The sequence below is a fragment of the Streptococcus sp. NSSLK0004 genome (genome assembly GCF_059039125.1).
This window is the reverse complement of the sequence record NZ_CM180142.1, coordinates 231,386-243,160: the sequence shown is the minus strand read 5'-3', so window position 1 is coordinate 243,160 and position 11,775 is coordinate 231,386. Positions and strand designations below refer to the sequence as shown.

The window sequence follows — 11,775 nt, the reverse complement described above, 5'->3', positions numbered from 1 at the left end:
AAACGAGGTTTCTAACTCTATGTCAAACGAATCAAATGGAAAATTTTTCCTCTTCACCTTCTTAGCCGAATGGGGACTCTTCATCTTCTTCATCACTGCCTTTCTCTTATCTCGTATCTACATTTGGAGTCCTGTCTCTGTTGATGGACACTCCATGGATCCTACTCTTCAAGATCAGGAAAAACTTCTCATGATTAAGACGAGCTCTATTCAACGTTTCGATATTGTTGTCGCCAGTGAAACAGATGAAAACGGCACAGAAAAACTGATTGTTAAGCGCGTCATCGGCATGCCAGGTGATACCATCCGATATGAAAACGATGTTCTCTATGTCAATGACAAAGAAGTAGACGAACCCTACTTAGATGAATATCTAGCCGCATTTCAAAAAGACAAACTCCAATCTACCTATTCCTACAATAAACAATTTCAAGAAATCGCATCCAAAGCCAGTGCTTTTACAATTGACGCAGCTGGAAACGCTAGTTTTTCTGTAACCGTAGCTGAAGGAGAATATTTCTTGATCGGAGATGACCGTCTCGTATCCAAAGATAGTCGCTATGTCGGTAACTTTAAAGCTGATGCAATCAAAGGAGAAATCCTCTTCCGTATATGGCCCCTTAACCGTATCGGAACTGTCGACTAATACAGGTTCTAAGTTTGGAGCAAGTCCGTTCCAAACTTATTTTTTCACTATTTTAGGAACTATTTTCTATGAACGAAGTTTATTTTACTGGTACCATTGACCGGATTATTTTTGAAAATCCTAGTAATTTCTATAAAATTCTCCTCCTAGAAATAGAGGAAACTAACGCCGACTATGACGACTATGAAATCATTGTAACTGGGACTATTGCCGATGTCATTGAGGGAGAGGATTATCGTTTTTATGGTAACCTTGTCACCCATCCCAAATACGGCCAGCAACTGCAAATTATCCGTTACGAACGCAGCAAGCCTACCTCCGCTGGTCTAGTCAAGTATTTCTCCAGTGACCATTTCAAGGGAATTGGTCGAAAAACTGCTGAGAAAATCGTCGATCTCTATGGTGAGGACACCATTGACAAGATTTTAGCCGAGCCTGAAAAATTGACCCAAATCACAGGTCTTTCCAGCAAAAACATGCAGGCTTTCGTTGAAAAACTCCGTCTGAATTATGGAACAGAATTGATACTAGCCAAGCTGGCCGAATACGGCATTCCCAATAAACTAGCCTTTCAAATCCAAGACCAATATAAGGAAAAAACACTCCAAATCATCGAGGAAAATCCCTACCAACTAGTCGAGGATGTCCAAGGGCTTGGCTTTACTATTGCCGATAGGATTGCTGAGAACCTAGGAATTGCTAGCGACTCGCCCCAGCGTTTCAGGGCTGGCATGCTCTTTAGCCTCATTCATCGCTCCATGGAAACAGGTGATACCTATGTGGAGGCCAGAGATTTGCTGGAGGCTACCCTTGAACTGCTGGAAAAATCCCGCCATCTTGAGTTAGACCCTGCTGCTGTCGCCCAAGAATTGACTGGTCTGATAGAAGATGGCAAGGTCCAGCAGGAAGGAACGAAAATTTTCGACAACAGCCTCTACTTTGCCGAGCAAGGCATTCATACAAACTTAACACGCCTGATGGGGAAAAACGGTTTCAAACCCTTTCCACGCGCAGACGTCGAGGCTGCCATAGCAGAGCTGGAAAGCAGGTCCTCCCTGACCTATGATGACATCCAAAAAGAAGCCATTGTACAAGCCATCACCAATCCCCTCTTTATCCTAACAGGTGGGCCTGGTACAGGCAAAACAACGGTTATCAATGGCATTATCGCTGTTTATGCCATCTTGCATAAGATTGACCTGACACGAAACCGTGAAGAATGCCCCGTTCTCCTTGCTGCTCCAACAGGTCGAGCAGCCAGACGCATGAATGAATTGACTGGGTTACCTTCTGCCACCATCCACCGCCATCTTGGTCTGGTAGAAGGACAGGAAGAATCCTACCGAGATGATTATTTGGAAGCTGATTTTATCATCGTGGATGAATTTTCCATGGTGGATACTTGGCTTGCTAATCAACTTTTCCAGAACATCTCTTCACAAACCCAAGTTCTCATCGTTGGAGATGCTGAGCAATTACCTTCTGTCAGTCCTGGACAAGTCCTAGCTGACCTCTTAAAGATTGATAAACTACCTAGCATTACCTTAGAACGCATCTATCGCCAATCCGATGATTCGACAATTGTCACTCTAGCTAGCCAGATTCGTCAAGGGGCTTTGCCAAGCGATTTCCGTGAGAAAAAGGCTGACCGCTCCTATTTTGAAGCTCAAAACGAACAAATTCCAACCATGATTGAACGTATTGTCGGCGCAGCTATCAAATCAGGTATCCCTGCAAACGAGGTACAAATCCTCGCTCCCATGTACCGAGGGGCCGCAGGCATTGACCAACTCAACACCATGACCCAAGCCCTGCTCAATCCTCTAGAAGATGGCGAACTAGAGTTCCTACACAACGAGCAAGCCCTTCGCCAAGGTGACCGTGTTATCCATCTAGTTAACGATGCTGAAGCCAATGTCTTTAACGGCGACTTGGGCTACATCACCGACCTTCTCCCTGCCAAGTACACCGACTCTAAACAGGACGAAATTACCATCAACTTTGACGGTAGCGAGGTGACCTACCCCCGCAACGAATGGTACAAGATTACTTTGGCCTATGCTATGTCCATCCACAAATCTCAAGGTAGTGAGTTTCAGGTGGTCATCCTCCCCATCACTCGTTCCAGCCATCGCATGCTCCAGCGCAATTTGGTTTACACAGCCATCACCCGCTCCAAGAGCAAGCTCATTCTCCTAGGCGAAATCTCCGCCTTCGACTACGCTGTCAAAAACGCTGGGACTATCCGAAAAACTTACCTGGTTCCACGTTTCCAAGGGGAAATGGCAGAGCAAGGTAGCGAAAAACAAGTGGTTGATGATTTGGAAAGCAAAACAATTCAACCTAGCCCAACCAAGACCGCTTCTCAGCCAGAAAGTAAAAAACAAGTTAAACCTGCTGAAGAAAACGGCCAACAACTCTCCCTTCTTGACCAAGATGAGCCAGAAACAACAAATAAGCAACCCACAGAATACATTTTGACTGTAGACAACCTGTTGACCATAGACCCTATGATAGGAATTCGTCAGGAAGATATTGAAGAATTTTTTAAAACATAGAAACCAGCAAGTCAGAGTAGATTTGCTGGTTTTTACTCTTTTATCATCAACCACGGCTCATTTACTTTTCCTCATTTTTCACTATGCTAACAATCCGAGGGTCAAGAAAGTGAATAAAACTAAAGCTCCTCTAGCTCCACTTTTCCAAAAATCTCCTCAAACTGTTCTGCTTGGACCTCTGGAAAATAATTCAAACAATTAGCTGTCGCAAAGGCTGCCGCTTCCTTCAAGAAAATTTCTGGCTCTTGCCCTTGGCTGATTCCTTTTACTAGCAACCCCAGATAAAAATCCCCTGCCGCAATTGGATTGCGTGTTTCTTTCTTAGGGGATTGAATACGGAAGAAACGCTGACCGCTCTTGGCTAAGCTGCCTTTTCCTCCCATAGTAATAATGATATTTTCATGCGGTGTAACTTCTTTCAGTATCCGTAAAATATCCTCTGGACTTTCTTCATCTAAGTCTGGATAAATGTCTTTGAGCTCTTCATTATTGATTTTAATAAGGGCTGGCCTAGCTTGATAGGCTGCCTGTAAAGCTGGTCCACTGGTATCAACAATAGTCATGACCTCTGGATATTTTTCAATAAAGCTTTTTATATAATCATCTGGCATGCCTTTCATCAGGCTACCTGAGAAGACCAAGATATCCCCTGCTTGTAGGCTATTTTCTATCTGTTTTGTGAATTGCTCCAATAGCTCAGGTGTTAATTCAAACCCTTTTTCATAGAAAAGCACGACATCGCCTGTACTGGTTTCTACATAAATGTTGCAAGTCCGCGTGTTCTGACTATTTTCAAGGACCTGCAAGGCATTTCCTTTCTCAGCATTGAGGTCTTGGATGTAGCGACCAATCTGTCCACCTAAAATGGTATGAATAGTGTAGTCGGTCACCCCATTTTCACGCAGAGCATAGGCAACGTTAAAACTCTTCCCACCAGGATAATCTTTGACCTCCGTCGGACGTAGGGGAATGTTTTTTTCAATCTTATCGATCAGCAAGGTACGGTCCAAGGCTGGATTTGGGCAAATCAAGTGAATCATATTTCTTCTCCTGTTTTTTGTTTTATATATGTTATTATATCATTTTTTGATGGGATAAAAAAGATAATTCCAAATAGGAACTATCTTTTCTACAATCATTATGCAAATACGGAAATACGTTCTTGTTGGTAGCCACCTTTTTCCACAATATCTACTAGGGCTAAAGCATAGTCTACATAACTAATGTGGCTTTCACCTTGGGCATTGACTTGGAAAACTTCACCAGCAAGTGTGTAGTTACCAGTTTTTGGTCCTTGGGCATCAAAATCTGCTGCTGGGCTGATATAGGTCCAGTTGACAGCTGTCGCCTGACGGTAAATATCAAGACCTGCACCCATGGCCTCAGCGATTGGAAGATAGTCTGCTGGGAAATCTGGTGCATCCTTGAGCATAGCGGTCTGGCTCTCATCAAGGTAAAGGCTACCTGCTCCACCTACCACCAAAAGACGAGTTGGGCTATCAGCAAGGATAGTTGTTAGGTGGCTAGCAAGACGGGCGTGATCTGGAAGTGTTTCTGGTGTCCATGCACCAAAAGCGTTAATGACCACATCAAAACCTGCTAGATCTTCCTTAGTCAAAGCAAAGGCGTCTTTTTGAAGAACTTCTTGAGCAGCACTTTTGTTTTCAGAACGCACAATGGCTGTGACTTGATGACCGCGTTTCACTGCCTCTTTGGCAATGGATTGACCTGCTTGACCGTTTGCTGCGATAATAGCTAATTTCATAATTTTTTCCTCACTTTTGTTGTAATAATTTTGTTTACAACGACAGTATAACCTTATTCAGTTGTAATGTCAAGTATTACAACTGAAGTTTTTAAAAAAATCATCAAAAAGATGACTTTATTTGAATACTCAGTTTATAATTCCGCCAATAAATCAGCGATTGTCGTCTTGCCAAGTTCCTTTTCCAAGGCATGCTGAGCCTCCTCTAAACGATTATCTAACAGAGGGTGGATATTTCGTCCTACTTGACACTTCGGATTGGGCTGTTCATGAAAGGCAAAGAGTTGACCTTTTTCTCCAAATAGCTCAACTGCTTGATAAACCTGTAAGAGAGTGATGTCTTCTGGGGCTTGAGCCAAACGAGCGCCACCAACACCACGCGCCACTTGAACCAATCTAGCCTGTTTGAGCTGCGCCAAAATATTTCGAATAATGACAGGATTAACACCGACACTGCCTGCAATGCTGGTGCTGGTCTGTTTTTCTTTTTCTCCCTCTAGAGCCAGCAACACCAAGATATGACTGGCAATGGTAAATCGACTTGAAATTTGCATTTTTTCTCCTTTTTTTCAGTCTATCACAGACCTCATCAGAACTCAAGTTTGAAAATTGGTCACAGTCACACCGAGCAAGCGAATACCCTTTTCAAGCTGTCCAATCTCTTCAATTAACTGACGAACCTCTTTTTCAATCACATCCACTTGATCAGTGTACTCATCTAGACTATGGCGTTTTGTCAAGGTAGAAAAATCACCATAACGAACTTTCAGCACAACTGTGCGACCCTTTTTCTCATTTCTTTCCAAACTAGCAGCCACCCGCTGACAAAGGCTGACCAACTCTTTCATCACATCTTCATCACGATAAAGAAGCTTGCGATAGGTTCTTTCCTTACCGATAGACTTGCGCACTCGATTAGGTTTCACTGGACTATTTGAAATGCCCCTTGCCTTACGATATAAATCATAGCCAAAGCGTCCAAACGTATCAATCAAAACCATCTCTGGTATTTCCAGCAAATCCTGCCCAGTATAAACACCCATATGATGCAAGCGTTCCACTGTTTTCTTACCCACACCGTGAAATTTTTCAACAGGCAAGGAAGCAAGAACACTGACCGCCTCTTCTGGCAAAATCAAGGTCAGACCATGCGGTTTTTCCATATCGGAGGCAATTTTGGCGAGAAATTTATTATAAGAAACACCCGCAGAGGCTGTCAGATGAAGTTCATTCCAGATATCGTATTGAATGAGCTTAGCAATCTTGACTGCCGAAGTCAAGCCCAGCTTGTTTTCTGTCACATCCAAGTAAGCCTCGTCAATCGACATAGGCTCCACCAAGTCAGTATAGCGATGGAAGATTTCTCTTACTTGTCGCCCCACTTCCTGGTACTTTTCATAATTTCCAGAAATAAAGATGGCTTGTGGACAACGTTCATAAGCCTCTTTCGAAGACATGGCCGAGTGAATCCCAAAGGCACGCGCCTCGTAGCTACAAGTCGACACCACTCCCCGACCACCGGACAACCTCGGATCTGCTCCTATAACAACAGGTTTGCCTTTTAAATCAGGATTATCCCTGACCTCAATGGCTGCAAAAAAGGCATCCATATCAATATGAATAATTTTTCGAGATGTATCATTGATAAGTGGAAATATCAGCATCTTGTCTCCTTTACTCTATTATATCAATTTCTAGTTATTTTCTCTCGAAAACAGATTTTGAAAGCGATGAAAGTACCAGAAAATCCTTTCATTTATTTTCAAGGTTTTTTGCCTTGTAGAAAGAGGCAGCAAGTGGTATAATATGCTTATCTAGGCGAAAGCCAAATGAATAAAAGGAGAACCCTCATGTCAACAAAAGTTAAAACAAAAAATGTTGCTGAAGACATTTTCGCCCAAGCCTGGGAAGGCTTCAAAGGTACAGACTGGCAAGATAAAGCAAGCGTAACTCGCTTCGTTCAAGCCAACTATACTCCATACGATGGAGATGAAAGCTTCCTTGCAGGTCCAACTGAGCGTTCACTTCATATCAAAAAAATCATTGAGGAAACAAAAGCTGGTTACGAAGACACTCGTTTCCCAATGGACGTAGATCGTGCTACTTCTATCGCTGATATTCCAGCAGGTTTCATTGATAAAGAGAACGAAGTCATCTTCGGTATTCAAAACGATGAGCTCTTCAAACTCAACTTCATGCCACGTGGTGGTATTCGTATGGCTGAAACTACTCTTATCGAAAACGGCTATACTCCTGACCCACTTCTTCATGAAATCTACACAAAACACACTACAACTGTAAACGACGGTATCTTCCGTGCCTATACAGCTGACATCCGTCGTGCTCGCCACTCACACCACGTTTCTGGTCTTCCAGATGCATACTCACGTGGTCGTATCATCGGTATGTACGCTCGTTTGGCACTTTACGGGGCAGACTACTTGATGGAAGAAAAAGTAGCTGATTGGAACGCTATCACTGAGATCGACGAAGAATCAATCCGTCTTCGCGAAGAAATCAACATGCAGTACCAAGCCTTGCAACAAGTTGTTCGTTTAGGTGATCACTACGGTGTTGACGTTCGCAAACCTGCGATGAATACCAAAGAAGCAATCCAATGGACAAACATCGCCTTCATGGCAGTATGTCGTGTTATCAACGGTGCCGCAACTTCTCTTGGTCGTGTGCCAATCGTTCTTGACATCTACGCAGAACGTGACTTAGCTCGTGGTACATTTACTGAATCTGAAATCCAAGAATTCGTAGATGACTTCGTATTGAAACTTCGTACAGTGAAATTCGCTCGTACAAAAGCCTTCGACGAAATCTACTCTGGTGACCCAACATTCTTGACTACATCTATGGCAGGTATGGGTAACGACGGTCGTCACCGTGTTACTAAGATGGACTACCGTTTCTTGAACACTCTTGACAATATCGGTAACTCACCAGAACCAAACTTGACAGTTCTTTGGTCTGATCAACTTCCATATTCATTCCGTCGCTACTGTATGGCAATGAGCCACAAGCACTCTTCTATCCAGTATGAAGGTGTAACAACAATGGCGAAAGATGGATACGGTGAAATGTCATGTATCTCTTGCTGTGTATCTCCACTTGACCCAGAAAGCGAAGACAAACGTCACAACATCCAATACTTCGGTGCGCGTGTAAACGTATTGAAAGCTCTTCTTTCAAGCTGGAACAACGGTTACGACGATGTTCACAAAGATTACAAAGTATTTGACGGTGTTGAACCAAACACTTCTGAAATCTTTGACTACGATCAAGTTATTGCTAACTTTGAAAAAGCCCTTGACTGGTTGACTGATACTTATGTCGATGCCATGAACATCATCCACTACATGACTGACAAATACAACTACGAAGCAGTTCAAATGGCCTTCTTGCCAACTCATCTTCGTGCAAACATGGGCTTCGGTATCTGTGGTTTCGCAAACACTGTTGACTCATTGTCAGCTATCAAGTACGCACAAGTTAAACCTATCCGTGACGAAGATGGCTTCATCTACGATTACGAAGTAACAGGTGACTTCCCACGTTACGGTGAAGACGATGACCGTGTAGATGATATCGCTAAGTGGCTCATGGAAGCATTCTTCTCTCGCTTGAACAAGCATAAATTGTATAAGAATGCTGAAGCAACTGTGTCTATCTTGACAATCACTTCAAACGTTGCTTACTCTAAACAAACAGCTAACTCACCAGTTCACCGCGGTGTATTCCTTAACGAAGATGGTTCTGTAAACACTTCTAAAGTTGAATTCTTCCCACCAGGTGCAAACCCAACTTCTAAATCTCGTGGTGGTTGGTTGCAAAACTTGAACACACTTTCTAAACTTAACTTCAAACATGCCAATGACGGTATCTCATTGACTACTCAAGTATCTCCTAAAGCACTTGGTAAAACATTCGATGAGCAAGTTAACAACTTGGTAACAATCCTTGACGGATACTTCGAGCAAGGTGGCCAGCACGTTAACTTGAACGTTATGGACTTGAACGATGTTTATGATAAGATCATGGCAGGTGAAGATGTTATCGTTCGTATCTCTGGATACTGCGTAAACACTAAATACCTCACAAAAGAGCAAAAAACTGAATTGACTCAACGTGTCTTCCACGAAGTTCTTTCAATGGACGACCACGCTGCTGAAGTTTCAGGTCAAGCTTAATCAAACAAAAAAGGATTTGCAGTAGCAAGTCCTTTTTGCTATATAAAAATAGAAAAAGGCTACACCCTCTATTAAAAAATCCCTGCCAAGCAGGGATGGTTCCTTATATTCAATGATAATCAAAATTAACCTAGTTTCAGTTATCTGGAAAATCATAGAAAATAAAACAACCGCTGTTCGTGTTATAGAACCCAATGTAAAACTAGGGTTCACCAATACAAGCTGAAAACAGATGATTTTGATTTTTGAAGAATAGTAATTACTTCAAAAACTCTGCCAACTTAGCAAAGGTCTTATGATTGCGAACGGTCAGACTCTTATAAAAAGCTTGATTGCCCAGCTTTTTATGATAGGCCGTCTGCAAATACGATCCCTCATTACACTTGCCCCAAAAGAGAGCGGTTTGCCCAAAGTGAATAACTTCTTCACCTAAGTCCAAGTGCTTCACCCAGTCCTCAATCAAAGCCTTCTGGCTTCTATCTGTGTAAAAGAGGACATCTTTGCGAGCCATATCCTCCTGCCACCAAGCTGGCAAATGAGCCACTTCCTGCTCATATTCTTCCTGATTGAGCAGACTAAAAGCTGCTACAAAAGGATAGTGCTCCGCAAACAAGGTCACTAATTCCTCCTGTAAGACTATCTGACTACGGTCGCTAGTAAAAAACAAATTGCCACTATTGATGTAGCTGGTCACCTGCTCATAGCCAAGCCCCTGCAGAAGTAACTTGAGTTTGCTCATCACCACCTTGTTTTTTCCGCCGACATTGATGCCACGCAAGAGTAGAACATACCGCATCATCTGTATCCTCCCTCTTCCTCCAGAGCAGACTTGATGACTGCAAACAAGTCCTGCCGTCGCTCAATCCATAAGGGACGATCATCCTCATAGTAGGTCCGATTGGTCAAAAAAACCGCCGCTAACTGCTTGTCAAGATTGAACAAAACAAAAGGACCTGTATAACCTGTATGGTCTAGCCAACCACCCTCCTCTAAGTTCCAGACGATTGAACGAGACTTAGACGAACTGATATTAACCGTCAGGTCTGCCGCAATATCATCTGTCAGGTAGTACTCTAAAAAGACCTGTAAGTCTGACAAGGTCGAGAAAAGCCCCGCAGAACCCGTGTGTGTCCCTAGCACCTTGGCCTTGGGATCGTGCACCATACCTGCCTCTTCTCCCTTGACTGTAGGGACTGCCTCTACCACAGGACCAAAACTGGTTTGGGTCAATCCCCAAGGTATAAAAACTTCTTGATCTAAAATCTTGTCCAAGTCCTGTCCATAGAGTTCCTCAAGCATGAAGCCCAGCAAAATCAAATTAATATCTGTATAACGAAAGGCCTTGTCATCCGTAACACTTATCTGGTGAATCGCCTCTTTTAAGCCCGCAAAGTCCAAGCTATCCCGATTTGGAATATAGGGATCAATCCCAGAGGTGTGAGTGACCAAGTCCCGAATGGTCACACTGGCATCCTGAAATGCTGGATAATAGACCTGCAAAGGCTTGTCTAGTTCGACCTTCCCCGACTGAATCAACTTAATCAAGACCGTTCCAACACCGACCACCTTGGAAACGGAAGCTAAATCATAAGTCAGGCCTGCCTCAACAGGAGTCTCTCCATCTTGTGTTCCAAGATAATATTCCTGCCATTGTCCCTTAGAAAAAAGAGCCAGACTGGCACCAGGGTAAACTCCCTGTTCAATCTGCTCTGAAATCTTATCTAAAATTATTTGTCTCATTTCTCAAACCACAATTCAATTCCGCTTGGATCAACCGTTTGGATAAAACGATCCTTTTTATCCTTGAAATAGCCTGCCGGCAATCTATCTTCCAAGTCTGCCCAGTTATAATCTACCTCTACCGCAACACGTAAACTGTCCAAGTCCCAAACCTCTTCCGCAGCGGTCAGTAGGTCTACTCCTTCTGCCTCTTCAAAGACTAGGACAGATTGATTTGGTAAAACAGTCTGATAAAAAGCTTGGCTGACTGCTACTTGGGGGGTTCGGATGACAATTTCTTCCACCACAAACTCAGTTAAACCGGTAAAATCTTCTGGCGCCACAAAGGCAACAGGTGGCAAAGTCTCCACAAGATCTGCCTGTGATGATTCACCATGTATCAAGAAACAATCTCCCTCTGGAGATACTGCCTCAAATCCATACCCAAGTTTCCCTTTATAGAGCTTGGTAAACTGACCACCTCGGGCCAAGATCCCCTCAACCTCTCTAGGATTAGCAACCTTAAGAACTAATTTCTTTAACTTTTTCAGCCCCTTCACAGCACGTGTCCGCATACTCGGTGACTCTTGCAAGACCAGACGGACATCTCCAGAACCATGACCAGTAAATTCGGCGAAGGCTCCTTCTTCTAGGTGTGTTTTTAATCCGATTGTTTTTTCCAAAAATTCCTGATTAACGAATCGGTTATTGATCCGCAAAACAGGTACAATCCATTCTTCTCTAAGCATCTCGTTTCCTCACATTTCGTACCTTTCCATCTTACTATAAAACCCTACTTTTGACAAATATTTTTGCGTAGAATCACTTAGTAAAAACAGAAAAAAATAGCTTATGGTATAATGGAAAAAATAGCTACTGAAGAAAGGATAA

The 11,775-nt window shown here is 43.1% G+C and carries 10 protein-coding genes; 3 read left to right on the top strand and 7 right to left on the bottom strand.

Features of this window, described 5'->3' with window-relative positions:
* Positions 1-19 precede the first annotated feature (19 nt).
* Both lepB and recD2 read left to right on the top strand, forming a co-directional pair.
* Positions 20-646 (top strand): signal peptidase I, encoded by a 627-nt coding sequence (gene lepB / locus AC4CS8_RS01405; protein WP_493893200.1) that lies wholly within the window; start codon positions 20-22, stop codon positions 644-646.
* A 68-nt stretch (positions 647-714) separates the two neighbouring features.
* A complete protein-coding gene (gene recD2, locus AC4CS8_RS01400) occupies positions 715-3,204 on the top strand; it encodes an SF1B family DNA helicase RecD2 (protein WP_493893199.1) in 2,490 nt (829 codons plus the stop codon).
* A gap of 119 nt (positions 3,205-3,323) precedes the next feature.
* Here recD2 and AC4CS8_RS01395 read toward each other — a convergent pair whose 3' ends face one another.
* The 4 genes from AC4CS8_RS01395 to dinB form a co-directional block, all read right to left on the bottom strand.
* The gene (locus tag AC4CS8_RS01395) at positions 3,324-4,244 is read right to left on the bottom strand and encodes a 1-phosphofructokinase family hexose kinase (RefSeq protein WP_493893198.1); all 921 of its coding nucleotides are present in this window, start codon (positions 4,242-4,244) and stop codon (positions 3,324-3,326) included.
* Between the two features lie 98 nt (positions 4,245-4,342).
* Positions 4,343-4,969 carry an NAD(P)-dependent oxidoreductase gene (locus AC4CS8_RS01390; protein WP_493893197.1) on the bottom strand — a complete coding sequence of 209 codons (627 nt, stop codon included), beginning with the start codon at positions 4,967-4,969 and terminating at the stop codon, positions 4,343-4,345.
* Positions 4,970-5,103: 134 nt separating this feature from the next.
* Positions 5,104-5,523, bottom strand: coding sequence for an Rrf2 family transcriptional regulator (locus AC4CS8_RS01385; RefSeq protein WP_493893196.1), 420 nt, complete (start codon positions 5,521-5,523; stop codon positions 5,104-5,106).
* Positions 5,524-5,565: 42 nt separating this feature from the next.
* The gene (gene dinB / locus AC4CS8_RS01380; RefSeq protein ID WP_493893195.1) at positions 5,566-6,633 is read right to left on the bottom strand and encodes a DNA polymerase IV; all 1,068 of its coding nucleotides are present in this window, start codon (positions 6,631-6,633) and stop codon (positions 5,566-5,568) included.
* A 186-nt stretch (positions 6,634-6,819) separates the two neighbouring features.
* Here dinB and pflB point away from each other — a divergent pair, with 186 nt between their 5' ends.
* Complete coding sequence (gene pflB / locus AC4CS8_RS01375) at positions 6,820-9,165, top strand: formate C-acetyltransferase (protein WP_493893194.1); 2,346 nt, start codon at positions 6,820-6,822, stop codon at positions 9,163-9,165.
* A 259-nt stretch (positions 9,166-9,424) separates the two neighbouring features.
* On the opposite strand, the gene AC4CS8_RS01370 is transcribed toward pflB, so the two are convergent.
* The 3 genes from AC4CS8_RS01370 to AC4CS8_RS01360 are packed head-to-tail and all read right to left on the bottom strand — an operon-like array spanning position 9,425 to position 11,633.
* Positions 9,425-9,964, bottom strand: coding sequence for a DUF1697 domain-containing protein (locus AC4CS8_RS01370; RefSeq protein WP_493893193.1), 540 nt, complete (start codon positions 9,962-9,964; stop codon positions 9,425-9,427).
* Positions 9,961-10,905: a serine hydrolase domain-containing protein gene (locus AC4CS8_RS01365; RefSeq protein ID WP_493893192.1), complete on the bottom strand. Its 945-nt coding sequence runs from the start codon at positions 10,903-10,905 to the stop codon at positions 9,961-9,963. The genes AC4CS8_RS01370 and AC4CS8_RS01365 overlap by 4 nt, the downstream gene beginning before the upstream one ends.
* Positions 10,902-11,633, bottom strand: coding sequence for a CppA N-terminal domain-containing protein (locus AC4CS8_RS01360; RefSeq protein ID WP_493893191.1), 732 nt, complete (start codon positions 11,631-11,633; stop codon positions 10,902-10,904). The genes AC4CS8_RS01365 and AC4CS8_RS01360 overlap by 4 nt, the downstream gene beginning before the upstream one ends.
* Positions 11,634-11,775: the final 142 nt, after the last annotated feature.

What these genes read in the sequence shown, in the direction of transcription:
- lepB (WP_493893200.1), top strand. Translation starts at nt 20, where the DNA reads ATGTCAAACGAATCAAATGGAAAATTTTTCCTCTTCACCTTCTTAGCC.
- pflB (WP_493893194.1), top strand. Translation starts at nt 6,820, where the DNA reads ATGTCAACAAAAGTTAAAACAAAAAATGTTGCTGAAGACATTTTCGCC.
- AC4CS8_RS01390 (WP_493893197.1), bottom strand. Translation starts at nt 4,969, where the DNA reads ATGAAATTAGCTATTATCGCAGCAAACGGTCAAGCAGGTCAATCCATT.
- dinB (WP_493893195.1), bottom strand. Translation starts at nt 6,633, where the DNA reads ATGCTGATATTTCCACTTATCAATGATACATCTCGAAAAATTATTCAT.
- recD2 (WP_493893199.1), top strand. Translation starts at nt 715, where the DNA reads ATGAACGAAGTTTATTTTACTGGTACCATTGACCGGATTATTTTTGAA.
- AC4CS8_RS01395 (WP_493893198.1), bottom strand. Translation starts at nt 4,244, where the DNA reads ATGATTCACTTGATTTGCCCAAATCCAGCCTTGGACCGTACCTTGCTG.
- AC4CS8_RS01360 (WP_493893191.1), bottom strand. Translation starts at nt 11,633, where the DNA reads ATGCTTAGAGAAGAATGGATTGTACCTGTTTTGCGGATCAATAACCGA.
- AC4CS8_RS01385 (WP_493893196.1), bottom strand. Translation starts at nt 5,523, where the DNA reads ATGCAAATTTCAAGTCGATTTACCATTGCCAGTCATATCTTGGTGTTG.
- AC4CS8_RS01365 (WP_493893192.1), bottom strand. Translation starts at nt 10,905, where the DNA reads ATGAGACAAATAATTTTAGATAAGATTTCAGAGCAGATTGAACAGGGA.
- AC4CS8_RS01370 (WP_493893193.1), bottom strand. Translation starts at nt 9,964, where the DNA reads ATGATGCGGTATGTTCTACTCTTGCGTGGCATCAATGTCGGCGGAAAA.